Origin of the sequence: Pontibacter sp. HSC-36F09, assembly GCF_024171605.1 — a bacterium.
GTDB lineage: Bacteria > Bacteroidota > Bacteroidia > Cytophagales > Hymenobacteraceae > Pontibacter.
In genome coordinates, this window is record NZ_JALKAA010000003.1 from 394,122 (window position 1) to 408,210 (window position 14,089).

A 14,089-nucleotide genomic window follows, 5' to 3' on the forward strand; every position below is an offset into this window, starting at 1 on the left:
GTACTATAAGCTAAACGCGTTGATGAGAGGTAGAAGTTGCATAACCCACTTTCACCAACTCCGGCTGGCGTAGCTGGTGCACGGTCAGCACGGCCACGGAGAACAGGACAACTGCTACCAGTTGGTGCAGCACGCCCAGGCTGATCGGCACAACCAGTACGAGGGTGAAGATGCCCAATAGTACTTGCGCTATACCTGTAAGGAGTAATAAGCTGGCGAACTGTTGCGTGCGGCCTCTCCATACCTGTTGCTTCACCCTGTACCACAGCAGCAAAATGCCGGCAAGTGCTACAAAAGCAAACCAACGGTGCATGAACTGCACGGCCACGCCATTGTCGTAAAATTCGGAAAATGAAACGCCATTCAGGACACCTGGGAGTAACTCTCCCTGCATCAGCGGCCAGGTGTTGTAGGAGAAACCCGACTTAAGGCCGGCCACAAAAGCGCCCAGTACAATCTGTGCCATTATAGCCCCCAGCACCAGCCACGACAAGGTATAAGCAGGCCGCTTGGCTGTAGATTTTTGCTCAACAGGAGCAACCAAGTCGGCTACTGTCCAAAGGATGACTCCCACTAATGACAATGCCAGCATAAGGTGTGCTGCTAGTCTGTAGTGGCTCACGTGGGGATTCTCACTGAGTCCGCTCATCACCATCACCCAGCCCATCAGGCCCTGCGCCATACCTAGCAGCAGGATGAAGACAAGTCGCTTTACCAGCCAGGGCGCCAGCATTTTGCGGAGCAGGAAATAAAGAAAAGGCACAATGAAGACGATACCAATGATCCGGCCGAGCAGGCGATGCAGGTACTCCCACATAAAGATCTGTTTGAAGCCCGCGAGCGTCATGCCGAAGTTCAGTTTCTGGTACTCCGGAAACTGCTTGTACTTCTCGAACATGACGAGCCACTCGTTTTCTGAAAGCGGAGGCAGCGTACCCGAAATTAAATTCCACTCTGTGATGGAAAGACCGGAGCCGGTCAGGCGCGTAATGCCCCCGATGATGACCATGGCCAACACCAGCACAATACCGCTGATGAGCCATAGAACGACAGGTATAGAAACAGATTTTTGACGCATAACATGGAAAAGAACAAATATCCATGTTTTTAATCTGTCAGAAGATGATGATTGTCATTTTTATAAATTATATACCTACGTATTCCGCACTGTGTCCAGAATTTCAGTGGGAGAGCTTTTAGGGGAAATGTCATCAAAATCACCGCGCAAAGCCTTCAGGGCGTAGCGTTCTTCGTCTATCTCCCGGCGACTGCGGATGCCGAGCGACCGCAGGACGGGCAGGGGAGGGCACCAGCCCTGCAGGCCGTGTTGCAGCAAAAAAGTACTCACAATACCCGGCAGAATGAACCAGCGTTTGTTTACAAAAGCGCCCAGCAGCGTGCCGGACAAGGCTAATGTAGAGGCGTTTACCTCCAACGTGCGTTCGATGCTCCATTCCTGGTCGAGCTCACGGATGCGCTCGGATATCTCGCCATGACTCCGGCCTTTGTAACGGGCGATGCTCTGCCGGATGGAGCTGTCTATCCGCTCGTTTATACGGTCAGCTGTGCTCTCTCGCACTCGTCCCTGTTCTTCCTGTTCTATAGTTGCCATCTGATTCCTGTTGTCATTATCTTACTATAGTGCTATACGTCATTGCATGAATATTTAGTTGTGCCGGAATTGAAACATGTCCGGGCAAAGGAGCGTTATGGCGCAAATTGGAGGTCATCTGTCGTTATTTGTAAGTTTTATTACGAAATCTGTAAGCACCTCCGGCTTTTACTGCCTACTTTTGTAAAAGAAACTATATCTTCGTTACAACAGACGCACAAGAATTTGAAGCTGACGCGCACCATACTGACCCTGACACTGGCTTTGCTGGTTGTTTTCTCCTCGCTGGGGATGACGATCACGCAGCATTTGTGTGCAGGTGAAGTTATGTCGATGGCTTTCTTTTCACACAGCGCCGAATGCGACATGGAGAAACAGCGCGAGGCCATGCCGGATTGCCACAAGCCGGCCATGGACGACGATTGCTGCCAGGACCATACCTTGGTGCTGGAAGTAGAGGATGAGCAACAACTCAGTCCGACCTTTAAGCTCTCTGTTCCGGATATGACTTTTATCGCTGCTTTTACGGCGGTATGGTCAGCACTTTTCGAATTTTACGAACCGGCCTTTACCCATGTGCCGGACTACGCACCGCCCTACCTGGCGCAGGACATCCCTGTTCTTGTGCAATCCTTCCTGCTATAACCCTGCTTTTTCGATGATGCCCGGCCTTTCTGGTCAGGTATAGCTATTGGCTTTTCCTTAGGAAAATCACCATTTCTTTTTGCATTCAATCGAACAAAGCATGTTAAGCAGCATTATAAAATTCTTTCTGGAACAGAAGCTGGTGACCGTCCTGCTGCTGCTCCTTATTGTGGGCTGGGGCATTATCGTGGCGCCCTTTAACTGGAACGTGAGCTTCCTGCCCCGCGACCCGGTTCCGGTAGACGCCATACCGGACATAGGCGAAAACCAGCAGATCATTTTCACTGAGTGGATGGGCCGCTCCCCGCAGGACGTGGAGGACCAGATTACCTATCCTTTGACGACCTCTCTGCTAGGTATGCCCGGCGTGAAGACTATCCGCTCTACGTCCATGTTCGGCTTCTCGAGTATCTATGTCATTTTTGACGATGAGGTAGAGTACTACTGGAGCCGCTCGCGCATCCTCGAAAAACTTAACTCCTTACCCGCCGACCTGCTGCCTGCAGATATAACACCCAAGCTGGGACCTGATGCCACAGCACTCGGGCAGGTATACTGGTATACCCTGGAGGGGCGCGACGAGGATGGCAATCCGGCCGGGGGCTGGGACCTGCACGAACTACGCAGCATCCAGGATTTTTATGTGAAGTATGCACTATCCGGATCGCAGGGCGTAGCGGAAGTGGCCTCCGTAGGCGGCTATATCAAAGAATACCAAGTGGACCTCGACCCGGTGGCGATGAAGGCCAATAATGTCTCCATGATGGAGGTGATGAACGCCCTCAAAAACAGTAACCAGGAAGTAGGGGCCAGCACGGTGGAGATCAACCAGATCGAGTACCTGGTGCGCGGACTGGGCTATGTAAAGGAAATCAGTGACATTGAAGATGCGACCGTACGGGTGGCCAACAACGTGCCGATCCGCATCCGCGATATTGGTCGGGTGAACATAGGTCCTGCTGACCGCTCTATGCTGGGCGTGCTCGACAAGGGGGGTGCTGAGGCAGTGGGTGGTGTGGTCATCGCCCGGTATGGCGACAATCCGCTGGCCGTTATCAACAACGTGAAGGAGAAGCTGGACGAAATCGCGGCGGGTCTACCTTCCAAGAAGCTGTCCGATGGGCGAACCTCCAAAGTAACCGTAGTGCCTTTCTACGACCGCACACAGCTGATCAACGAAACGCTCGGCACACTCAACTCTGCCATTATTCTGCAGATCCTGATCACCATTATCGTGATCATTGTGATGGTTTACAACCTGCGGGCCTCCCTGCTGATTTCGGCGCTTCTGCCGCTGGCGGTTCTGATGACCTTCATTATGATGAAATACTTTGATGTGGACGCCAACATTGTGGCCCTGTCAGGTATAGCCATCGCCATCGGGACCATGGTCGATCTGGGCATCATTCTCAACGAGAATATCCTGCGGCACATGAAGGAAGCGCCGCCGGGTCAGTCGCTACTCAAAACAGTTTATGATGCCACAACAGAAGTAGCCACCGCTATCGTAACGGCCGTTTCCACCACCGTGGTCTCTTTTCTGCCGGTGTTCACGCTGGAGGCGGCGGAGGGCAAGCTGTTTGGTCCGCTGGCCTATACCAAAACCTTCGCGCTTGTTGCCTCGCTTGTCTTCACGCTTGTGTTTATGCCTGCCTTTGCGCATGTGGTTTTCGGTCTGAAGTCGCGCAACGTCGCCTGGAGTAAGATCCTGAACTGGGCCCTGGTAGGTATAGGTATAGCGGGTTTGTTCATTCTGCCGCTGGCTGGTGTAACGCTCATTCTGGTAGCAACAAATAACCTGCTCAACATCTACCAGCCGGAGCGTTTCGGAAAATACCACAGCCAGGTGATGGTGGGTATCATGGCGCTGGCCGTTTCGTGGCTGCTGGCCACCGAGTGGGTGCCACTGGGGGTTTCGGTAAGCTACTTCGTCAATTTCCTTTTCATTCTCTTAATTATTGGCTTGTCGCTGGGCTTGTTCCTGTTCTTTATCAAGGTATACCCGCGCGTGCTGGGCTGGTGTCTGGCCAACAAAGGTACTTTCCTGCTGATTCCGGCTTTCATCATGCTGCTTGGTCTGAACATCTGGATGGGTTTTAATGGTGTGTTCGGCTGGGTGGCGAATGGCTTCGATAAAGTAGGAGTAAACGTGCGCACTACCGCCCCGTGGAGCAATATGGTACATACCTTCCCGGGGATGGGCAAGGAGTTTATGCCCTCCCTCGACGAAGGGGCTTTCTTGCTGATGCCGACCTCTATGCCGCACACCGGCGTGGAGGCAAACAAGCGCTACCTGCAACAACTCGACATGCTGATTTCGGCTATACCTGAAGTGGAGATGGTGGTGGGCAAGGCCGGCCGAGCCGAAACCGCGCTCGACCCTGCGCCGATGTCGATGTACGAGAACGTCATACAGTATAAATCAGAATACATCACCGATGCCAATGGGTATAAGCTTCGCTTTAAAGTAGACGACGAAGGCATTTTTGTGCGTGACGAAAATGGCAAACTCATTGAAGACGAGCGCGGCGAGTATTTCCGTCAGTGGCGCGACCACATCCGTACGCCGGAAGATATCTGGAGCGAGATTGTAGCCGTTGCCGAATTGCCAGGCGTGACTTCCGCCCCGAAGCTGCAGCCGATCGAAACCCGACTGGTGATGTTGCAGACCGGTATGCGCGCGCCCATGGGCGTAAAGGTATACGGACCCGACCTGAAGACCATAGAGGACTTCAGTATGCAGCTGGAGCGGCTACTCAAGGAGGTGCCGTCCGTGAAACCGGAGGCTGTTTTTGCCGATCGCTCGTTGGGTAAGCCCTACATGGAAATAGACCTGGACCGCCGCGCCCTAGGCCGCTACGGACTGAACGTGGCCGATGTACAGGAGTACATCGAAGTGGCGATGGGCGGCATGGCGCTGACAACCACGGTGGAAGGGCGGGAGCGCTATTCCATCCGGGCACGCTACGCCCGCGAGTACCGCAACGATCCTGAATCGGTGAACCGCATCATGATTGCCACACCGCAAGGAGGGCAGATTCCGCTGATCTCCATTGCTAAAGTCGAGTTCCGTCCGGGGCCGATGATGATTCGTTCTGAAGATTCCTTCCTGACCGGCTACGTGCTGCTCGACAAGCAGGAGGGATTTGCTGAAGGAGCGGTGGTGGAAGATGCGCAACGCTACCTGCAACAGAAGATCACTTCCGGCGAACTGGTGGTGCCGGCAGGAGTGAGTTACAAATTCTCGGGCAACTACGAAAATCAGATACGGGCTGAGGAGCGGCTGGCTTTCATTGTGCCAATCAGCTTGATGATCATCTTCCTGATTCTGTACTTCCAGTTCCGATCAGTGAGCACCACGTTGTTTGTTTTCTCAGCTATTGCCATGGCTTTTGCCGGAGGTTTTTTGATGCTGTGGCTCTACGGGCAGGACTGGTTCATGAACTTCTCGTTCGGCGAGACCAACATGCGGGAACTCTTCCAGATGCGTACTTTTAACCTGAGTGTGGCCGTGTGGGTGGGCTTTATTGCGCTGTTCGGTATCGCCACCGACGATGGTGTAGTGATGGGAACGTACTTGAAACAAAGCTTCGAGCGTAACAGCCCACAAACACGGGACGAAGTGCGGGCGGCAGTGTTAGAGGCAGGAAAGCGCCGCGTGCTTCCTTGCCTGATGACCACCGCCACCACCTTACTGGCGCTACTACCGGTGCTCACCTCTTCCGGACGTGGCTCTGACATCATGATTCCGATGGCGATCCCTTCCTTCGGGGGGATGTTCGTGGCCCTGATTACGCTGCTGATCGTGCCGGTGCTGTACAGCTGGCGAGAAGAACTCAAAATCAAAAAAGAAACCGTATGAAAAAGTTACTGGCCTATATAATACTGTTACTGGGGGCAATACCCCTGGCACAGGCGCAGACGCTGGAAGAGTACCTGGTTGAAGCAGGCGAAAACAGCCCTACTCTGAAAGCCCGCTACGCCGAGTACCAGGCGGCCCTGCAGCGAGCCCCGCAGGTGGGGGCGCTACCGGACCCGGAAGCGACTTTTAATATTTTTTTGCAGCCAATGGAGCGCTACATGGGCAACGAGGTAGGCGGTGTGTCCGTGATGCAGATGTTCCCTTGGTTCGGTTCTAATAAGGCGGCTAGGGAGGAGGCAAACTACATGGCACAGATGAAATTTTCTTCTTTTATCGAGGCGAAAATAAACCTGTACCACGACGTGCGCACTGTTTGGTACCAGCTATACCTCAACGACCAGGAAGCCGTCCTGATGGAGCGGGAAGTGGCGATTATGAAGGCACTGGAACGACTGGCGCTGGCTAAGTATACATCGGCCCCGGCGGGCGGCACTTCGGGCGCTGCCACGCCAGCTCGCAGCACAACTGGAAGTTCTAGCAGTTCAGCTGGTGCTTCCAGTGGTGGTAGCTCAGGTATGGAAGGTATGGGTGGCTCCGGTGGCAGTGCAGCAAGCGGTTCTGGTAGCATGCCCTCAGGAGGTAGCAGCATGTCGAGTATGGGCAGCTCTGGAGGCTCTTCCATGGTCGATGTGATGCTGATTCGCCTGCAGTTGAAGGAACTAGAGAACCAGATGCTCATTCACCACGAAGCCCGCCGTCCGTTGCAGGTACAGTTTAACCAGCTGCTGCGCCGTCGACCGAGTATGACCGTTTTATCAGCCGATACGCTGCTGCCTGTGGCGCTGCCGGCTACCTTGTCCCTTATCGAAGACTCTATACGCTCGAACCACCCGATGCTCAAAATGTACGAGTGGGATGAAAAGGCACGGGAGTCACAATTGCGCATGGCGCAGCTGATGGGGCGGCCGATGTTCGGGTTGGGGCTGAACTACATGATTTTCCAACCTCGCCCGGATGATGGTATGCAGATGGGCGGTGAAAACATGATCATGCCGATGGTGAGCGTGTCCCTGCCAATTTACCGTAAAAAATACAATGCGGCCAAAAAGGAAGCGGAGTTCTCACAGCAGGCGGCAATTTATCAAAGGGAAGCAACAGAGCGGGAGCTTTTTACAGAGCTGGAGAATCTGCTCTACCAGTACCAAAGTGCCGTGAGCCGCATCAACCTGCTGAAAGACCAGATCACGCTGACAGAACAAACCATCCGCCTGCTCACGACCAACTACTCCGTTTCAGGCACAGGTATAGACGACATCATACGCCAGCGCCAGTCCCTGCTCAGTTACCGGCAACAGCAGGTACAGGCCATCACGGACCAGCACATCGCTGTGTCAGGTATAAACCGGATGATGCAGGGGGATAATTGAGAGAGGCAGGTATACCCGTTCACTTCAATCATCCTGAAAGGAACTAGTCAGAAGAGAGATTATGTCTCGGCTCTACCACACAAGCTTAGAAGCGAGCAATATTTTAGAAGAACAACAGTCATTAGCAATTAAAACATGACAACTAGAAATAAAAGAATCGGAACCTATCTATTGGTGGCCCTGGGCGGATTGCTGCTGGGTTGGCTGCTATTTGGCGGAAGAGGTTCGGAACAGGGGCATGAACATGCCGGTAAAGTAGCCGGAGCAACCGAGTATACCTGTTCCATGCACCCGCAAATCAGGCAGGACGGCCCTGGGAAGTGCCCGCTCTGCGGCATGGACCTGATACCGGTGAGCAACGGAGCAAGTGGCGGCAAGACGAGTCGCTATGTCCTGGAGATGACGCCGGAGGCGATCGCGCTTTCGAACATCCAAACCACCAAACTGGAGATGGTGAATCCGGAAAACGAGCTAACACTTTCAGGAAAAGTAACTTTGAACGAACAGCAGGTTTCTTCTATCACGGCCAAATTTCCGGGTCGCATCGAGCGCCTTTATGTGAACTTCACAGGGCAGGAAGTGCGCCGAGGCGAGCGACTGGCTTCGCTTTATTCTCCGGAGTTGATCACAGCCCAACGAGAACTGCAGGAGGCTGTGCGCGCCAAAGATCTGATGCCGGAACTATACCAGGCGGCCCGTGCCAAACTCAAACTCTGGAAGCTGACTGATGCCCAGATCAAACGCATTGAAAATGCTTCGGACATCATCACCAATTTCGATATCTACTCAGATGCCGCTGGCGTGGTAACGGAGCGCCTGGTAAATACCGGGGATTACGTGAGCACAGGCTCGGCGCTTTTTGAAGTAGCGAATTTGTCTTCGGTATGGGTGGTGCTCGATGCCTACGAGGCTGATCTGTCCTGGATAAAGCAGGGCGGCAACATCACTTTCACGGTGCCAGGTATACCGGGCAAAGAATTTACGGCTAAGGTAGCCTTCATCACGCCGGTTTTGGATGCTACTACACGCGCCATTGAGGTGCGGGCGGAGGTGCAGAATCCGGGCAACCAGCTGAAGCCGGGTATGTTTGCTGATGCGCGCATCAAGACTTCAACAGGTGCCAAAGAACAGTCGCTGTCGGTGCCGAGTAGTGCCGTGCTGTGGACTGGCAAGCGTTCGGTGGTGTATGTGAAAGTGACAGGGCAGGAGATGCCGGCCTTTGAGATGCGCGAAGTGGTACTAGGGCCACGCATGGGCGAGAGGTATGTGGTGGAGTCTGGTTTGCAGGCAGGAGAGGAAGTGGTGACCAATGGCGTATTTGCCGTTGACGGCGCGGCCCAACTGCGTGGCAACTACAGCATGATGTCGCCACCGCCAGCAGGTGGACCAAAGGCACCAGAGGCTTTTCAGAAACAGCTGACCCAGCTCGTTGACCAGTACTATACCTTAAAGAATGCGCTGGTTGCATCGGATATACCGGCGGCTCGTCAGGCGGCGGGAACCTTTGCGATGAAACTGGGCGAAGTGGATATGACCAAACTCGACGGCAAACTCCACGATCAATGGATGGCACTGTTACCAAGCCTGAAATCTAATACCGAGTCTATCCAGAAAAGCAGCGACGTTGAGAAGCAGCGGGCCGCCTTCTCGCCGCTTTCTGATCATGTGATTGAGGCCGTGAAAATATTCGGTATGCAGCACGAAGTAGCCTACATTCAATCGTGCCCGATGGCACTAGGCGACAAAGGCGCTTTCTGGTTGAGTGAGATCAAGGACATCCGCAACCCTTACTTCGGAGAGGCCATGCTGACTTGTGGTGAAACTGAGGAAACGTACAGGAGAGGGCAGAGTGCGGGAAGTGATGCAGCAGAAGCAGCTAAGCCGGTTCAGGGGCATCAGCATTGATTCTTCTTTGTCATTTCGAGTGAAACGAGAAATCTGAATTGCTTTAACGTTTTTTCGGTCAGTTAAGTCCGAAGGCAGATTAGCCCGACACTGCCTTCCCCGTATGTGGGTTTCATTTGCAGGTATAAGTGGACAAGGATGTCCGAAAGAGCGTTTATCATTCAACTCCGTTTCGCGCGGGTCTGGAGACCCGAAAAAGTTGGGGGTAGGGGCCCTCTATTAGATTCGGATTGATAAATCCGAATCAGCATTAAGACAGCTTTGAGCATTAGCTTAGATGTAATTATGTCATTTCGAACACAGTGAGAAATCTGGAGAGGTATAGAACTTCCCATTCAGGTTTTTCACTAAGGTTCGAAGTGACATTTTTTTATTATTCTTATTCTCAACTATACCTGATTTCTACTACCTCCACTTCCTCTTCCACCCGGCCTAGCTTGAGCTGCAGTCTCTGCCCGACTTTTGCGCCGGTTACAGCTTGCGCGATAGGGGCTACAAAGCCAATCAGACCCTGCATCACATCGGCTTCGTCTACCCCTACAATCGTAAATTTTCGGATTGTGCCGGGCTTGCCACCGTTGATGGTGCGCAGCTTGACCGTGGCGCCAAATCGGACCTCGTCAGTGGATTGTTCCTGCGGATCGATGATTCTGGCACTGGCGATTCTACCGTTCAGGGCGTTGAGTTTACCGTTGAGGATGGTGAGTTGGCGGGTCCGGTCGGCCTCGTTTTCGCGGTTGGCTTCCGCCTGGCTGCGCTCGGCTTCCAGTTCTTCCAACTCGGCCCGGAGCTTCTCCAACCCCTGCGGACGAACGTAGTTGGGCACCCCCGCTGGAAGGGCAGCCCGTGGCGGGATGATGGGCGCTTCGCCCGTGTCGTCTTCTTTTACAAATGCACGGCTCATGCCCCGTTATACAGCAAGGGAGCGACAGATGTTTCCGTCGCTCCCTTTTCTTGTTTAGAAGGTATAGTAACTGTCGTTAAACTTCCCGGAGATGCTGAAATTTATTCAAAAGGACCAATTTATTTCTATCAGTAAACTTACATAGGCAGTTGCAGTACATACTCCTTTCCTTCCGGCACCGTCAGCTTATAGCCCCTGATCCAGGGGTTATAGAGGCGCAGCGTTTTGTAGTTGATACCCTGCTCCAGAGCAAAGGCGGGCAGGTCGTTGATGGAATTTGAAACAGTAAGTGGCTTGCTCGGCAGCGGCTTGTAGCCATGCTCTACTGCCAGGTCGAAACCGTATTTCTGAGGATTTCCCAAGATCTCTTTCAAGGCCAGAATACGGAACATGTAGCGGGAAGTCTCGTCGTTCAGGTATAGGTCGTAGTAGTCTGTCACGCCCTGCTGTTTCATGGCGCGATCTATACCTGCCATGCCGCGGTTATAAGAGGCGGCGGCGTTGGTCCAGTTTCCAAACTTGGCTTTGGCGGTTTTAAGGTAGCGGCAGGCTGCCAGCGTGGACTTCTGAATGTGATAGCGCTCATCTATTTCACCGTTCACTATCATGCCATAGCCACGGGCCGTGTCGGGCATCAGCTGCCAGAAACCAGAGGCGCCCGCCGGTGATGTCACGTGGCTTAGCAAGCTCTCGGCAAGGGCAAGGTATACGAAGTCTTCGGGTATATCATTTTCCTTTAGCAGTTGTTTTATTTCAGGTACGTAGCGCTGCATCCGCTTGAGGGCCAGCAGGGTGCTGGTATGCAGATAGGAATTGGCCAGCAATTCGCGGTCGAGGCGCTCGGCTACATCCGGCACGTGCAGGGGCACGGGTTCGCCCGCAAAGGTAATGGCATCGGGCAGGGCAGGAGACGTGAAAATTTGCCTGTTCGTTTCAAAAGCACGGTCGCTGCGCTCGTTAGGCGTGGCGTTCAGCTTCAGGCTGTTCTCGCCGGTGAATTGTAAAACCAACAGGGGGGCGACCAGCACCCATCCATACTTAATAAATTGTTGTTTCATAGCGTGCTCCTTTCTTATACCTATCTGTTATAACCTGAAAACCGTGGGCGAATTGTGTTTCAAGGTAAGGAAAAATGCAATAGGATGCCACCTGCTGCAGCGGTTTTTAGGTCTAAAAAACGCCTTTCAGAAATTAATTTTACCCCGAAGTGACCTTTGAAGAACACGTAGGGCATATAAAGCTTGGCTGTAGGGCATCAGCCGATGGGTGTTGCGGGATTATAAATATATCTGTTTTGCAATATTTGTGTGGCGAGCTTCTTTTTACAGATATCCCCTTACTTACCAAGCATAAAGGTAAGCGCCCTCGGCATACGCTTAGACCAGGCTGCTTCGTTGTGCTGGGCATTTGTGTCCAGTATCCAAACATAGTCCTTGCCTTCGCGATAACCTTTTTCCTGCAGGGCTGTGAGCATCTCATCTATACCTGGCTGCAGGCGTGCCTCAAGGTCCACACCGCCGTTGTCAATGTAAAATTTCAGCTTCCTCTTTTTACCAGTATAAGCCTGCACGTCTTTCACATAATTGATGTGCATAATCTTAAAAGCAGGCGACATGCAGATAGCCTTACTGAAAACCTGCGGATATTCCCAAGCCAGCATAAAGGCTATGATACCCCCAGCCGAAGAGCCGCCGGTTAAGGTGTGTTTTGCGCTTGGTTTGGTGCGGTAACTTTGGTCGAGGAGCGGCTTAACCGTGTTCACCACAAAATCCATGTAAGCGCTTCCTTTGGTGCCCGGCACATACTCCTCCATGCGGTCCGGAGTGTTGTTTATACCTACAATGATGACCGGCTCCATTCGCTTGCTTCGTATCATGCTGTCGGCTATTTCGTCGATGCGCCAATCCACACCGAAAGAGCTGGTGGCAGGATCGAACACATTCTGGCCGTCATGCAAGTAGAGTACCGGATAGCGCTTGCTGCCTTTCTCGTAGCCCGGAGGCAACCATACGATCAGATCGCGTGGTTTGAGACTGTCGGCGGTGAGGTTGCGATGATAACGCACTGTACCCGTAATGCCACCTGTAACTTTTCGCTCTTCCTTCTTCAGCCAATACCTTAATTCGTGCTGCACGAGGGTGTCGCCTTCAAGCTGCAGACTGAAGTTCGGCAGGGGTTCGCCATTCGCGTCAGTAGCCTCAGTTTCCCATGAACCCAGCGTGAATTTGTAGGCAACCGATGGTTCCTTCAGGTATAGTATCTTTTCCCATACCTGCCCGCCCACATATTCCAGCGCCACTTTGTCCGGCTGCCAGTTACCGAGCTCAGGCGTGCTGCCGCTCAGGTATACACGCTGTGAATCCAGGAGTGTGGCAGCGTGTATCCGGAAGGTCACACGGATGCTATCGGGCTGTTGCTGGCCCCAGACAGTCTGGCACAGGCAGAGCATAGCCAACAAAGTCAACAGAAAGTATCTCATAGGTTTTGCCTCAGTTGGTTCTGCCATAAAGATAGGGGAAATGTCACAGACAGCGGACGTCGAGCGTAAGGGGCTCGTCTGGATTGAGTTCCTTTGTGCCCACAATGTAGTGGCTGAAAGCGTTGAGGGCGCTTTTCTGCAGGGCATGGTATACCGCATCGCTGGGCTGACAGCAAATCTGCATGTAATTGATGCCCTGCTTGTAGAGTTGCAGCGACACCTCCGGCAAGGTATGGATGTTTTCTTGGGTCAGATTGTAGATGGTTGTCGTTTTCAGCATCGAACCGATCAAGGGCACATACTTATTTGTTCGTATAAACCGGTTTCCGAGCCAAAGCCCGCCACTCAACACCGGGTTCACGGACTTCACTTTGAACTGGTATACCTGGTGCGTGTTCCACAAGCCGAGTCCACCGTCTGTCACTTCGCAGTAGTTGCTCAGTTTATCACTATCCGAGAGGAGCGAAACACTGAAAATAGGCTCCCCAATGGCCGCATTTTCGACCCGTAAGGTGCGTGCTGTCGGAAAGGTCAGGTATAGAAATTCGTACAGGAAGGTACTGCGATAGGATTTGGAGATCAGGTTCAGCATGGTGAGGTTGCCTGCCCGCAAGCTGGTGAACTGTCGTGTTAGCCCCTTTGGTTCAAAAAAACGTTTACGCAGACAAGTAGCTAGTTCACGCCCAATTCCCCTGTTCCGAACAGTCGGATCGACCACTACGTCGAAACCGAAGCCAGCCTGGTGCAGTTCGCCGTTGATGCGCATAGGAGCCTGCGCAGCGGTGACACCTGCCAGCACCTTGGCATCCGGCCCGACCGCGACAAAGGCTGTATAGTCTTCAAACAGAGCAGCCCGGCTCAAAAACTCCGAACGCACGGTTTCGAGCTTCACCATAAAGCCCTGCGGTGAAAGGCGCTCGATTTCCAGGAGGGCCTGCTCATGCTCAGGACGATAGGGCACTATTTTGAAACCCTTTTTTCTATTGGCCATCATGGTATGAAATAGCTGTCTCCTAAGCGCTTAGTGAACTTATGCGGGTAGGGCTGGTGGTAATTCTAGAGGATTTAATTGTCCTTTAGAATACGATTGATTCTATAAATAAGATAATATTAATTTTAATTATATTGAGCGTGTTAAGCTGCTCTAACTCTTGGTGCAATTGTTCAAACAGATGCTTGAACTCAATGATGAATCTAGGCAAGGTTTTCTGCTAAGAGAGAGACAATAACGGTCATTTGACTCGATGACACTAAA

Annotated in this window: 10 protein-coding genes; 4 read left to right on the forward strand and 6 right to left on the reverse strand. The window is 52.7% G+C overall.

What is annotated here, in order from left to right; all coding sequences use genetic code 11:
- Nucleotides 1-10: 10 nt before the first annotated feature.
- Nucleotides 11-1,078: a COX15/CtaA family protein gene (locus L1278_RS11620; protein WP_253404306.1), complete on the reverse strand. Its 1,068-nt coding sequence runs from the start codon at nt 1,076-1,078 to the stop codon at nt 11-13.
- A 75-nt stretch (nt 1,079-1,153) separates the two neighbouring features.
- Nucleotides 1,154-1,612, reverse strand: coding sequence for a hypothetical protein (locus tag L1278_RS11625; RefSeq protein ID WP_253404308.1), 459 nt, complete (start codon nt 1,610-1,612; stop codon nt 1,154-1,156).
- A gap of 225 nt (nt 1,613-1,837) precedes the next feature.
- Between L1278_RS11625 and L1278_RS11630 the strand changes: the two genes are divergently transcribed.
- From L1278_RS11630 to L1278_RS11645, 4 genes are all read left to right on the forward strand, one after another.
- Entirely contained in the window at nt 1,838-2,257 is a 420-nt protein-coding gene (locus tag L1278_RS11630; protein ID WP_253404310.1) for a hypothetical protein, read from the forward strand.
- Between the two features lie 100 nt (nt 2,258-2,357).
- A complete protein-coding gene (locus L1278_RS11635) occupies nt 2,358-6,119 on the forward strand; it encodes an efflux RND transporter permease subunit (protein WP_253404326.1) in 3,762 nt (1,253 codons plus the stop codon).
- Nucleotides 6,116-7,546, forward strand: a complete 1,431-nt coding sequence (locus L1278_RS11640) for a TolC family protein (protein WP_253404328.1) — start codon at nt 6,116-6,118, stop codon at nt 7,544-7,546. Before L1278_RS11635 ends, L1278_RS11640 begins: the two co-directional genes overlap by 4 nt.
- 135 nt (nt 7,547-7,681) lie before the next feature.
- Nucleotides 7,682-9,451 carry an efflux RND transporter periplasmic adaptor subunit gene (locus L1278_RS11645; RefSeq protein ID WP_253404330.1) on the forward strand — a complete coding sequence of 590 codons (1,770 nt, stop codon included), beginning with the start codon at nt 7,682-7,684 and terminating at the stop codon, nt 9,449-9,451.
- 385 nt (nt 9,452-9,836) lie between these two features.
- Here the strand turns inward: L1278_RS11645 and L1278_RS11650 are convergent, their stop codons facing one another.
- The 4 genes from L1278_RS11650 to L1278_RS11665 all read right to left on the reverse strand — a co-directional run bounded on the left by L1278_RS11650 (nt 9,837) and on the right by L1278_RS11665 (nt 13,828).
- Complete coding sequence (locus tag L1278_RS11650; RefSeq protein WP_253404332.1) at nt 9,837-10,355, reverse strand: GreA/GreB family elongation factor; 519 nt, start codon at nt 10,353-10,355, stop codon at nt 9,837-9,839.
- A 137-nt stretch (nt 10,356-10,492) separates the two neighbouring features.
- Nucleotides 10,493-11,413 (reverse strand): lytic transglycosylase domain-containing protein, encoded by a 921-nt coding sequence (locus L1278_RS11655; RefSeq protein ID WP_253404335.1) that lies wholly within the window; start codon nt 11,411-11,413, stop codon nt 10,493-10,495.
- Nucleotides 11,414-11,691: 278 nt separating this feature from the next.
- Entirely contained in the window at nt 11,692-12,834 is a 1,143-nt protein-coding gene (locus L1278_RS11660; protein WP_253404344.1) for an alpha/beta hydrolase-fold protein, read from the reverse strand.
- Between the two features lie 43 nt (nt 12,835-12,877).
- Complete coding sequence (locus tag L1278_RS11665; RefSeq protein WP_253404346.1) at nt 12,878-13,828, reverse strand: GNAT family N-acetyltransferase; 951 nt, start codon at nt 13,826-13,828, stop codon at nt 12,878-12,880.
- Nucleotides 13,829-14,089: the final 261 nt, after the last annotated feature.

Bases quoted from the DNA above. Each gene is read 5' to 3' on its own strand.
- L1278_RS11640 (WP_253404328.1), top strand. From the start codon at position 6,116: ATGAAAAAGTTACTGGCCTATATAATACTGTTACTGGGGGCAATACCC.
- L1278_RS11660 (WP_253404344.1), bottom strand. From the start codon at position 12,834: ATGAGATACTTTCTGTTGACTTTGTTGGCTATGCTCTGCCTGTGCCAG.
- L1278_RS11635 (WP_253404326.1), top strand. From the start codon at position 2,358: ATGTTAAGCAGCATTATAAAATTCTTTCTGGAACAGAAGCTGGTGACC.
- L1278_RS11665 (WP_253404346.1), bottom strand. From the start codon at position 13,828: ATGATGGCCAATAGAAAAAAGGGTTTCAAAATAGTGCCCTATCGTCCT.
- L1278_RS11655 (WP_253404335.1), bottom strand. From the start codon at position 11,413: ATGAAACAACAATTTATTAAGTATGGATGGGTGCTGGTCGCCCCCCTG.
- L1278_RS11620 (WP_253404306.1), bottom strand. From the start codon at position 1,078: ATGCGTCAAAAATCTGTTTCTATACCTGTCGTTCTATGGCTCATCAGC.
- L1278_RS11645 (WP_253404330.1), top strand. From the start codon at position 7,682: ATGACAACTAGAAATAAAAGAATCGGAACCTATCTATTGGTGGCCCTG.
- L1278_RS11625 (WP_253404308.1), bottom strand. From the start codon at position 1,612: ATGGCAACTATAGAACAGGAAGAACAGGGACGAGTGCGAGAGAGCACA.
- L1278_RS11650 (WP_253404332.1), bottom strand. From the start codon at position 10,355: ATGAGCCGTGCATTTGTAAAAGAAGACGACACGGGCGAAGCGCCCATC.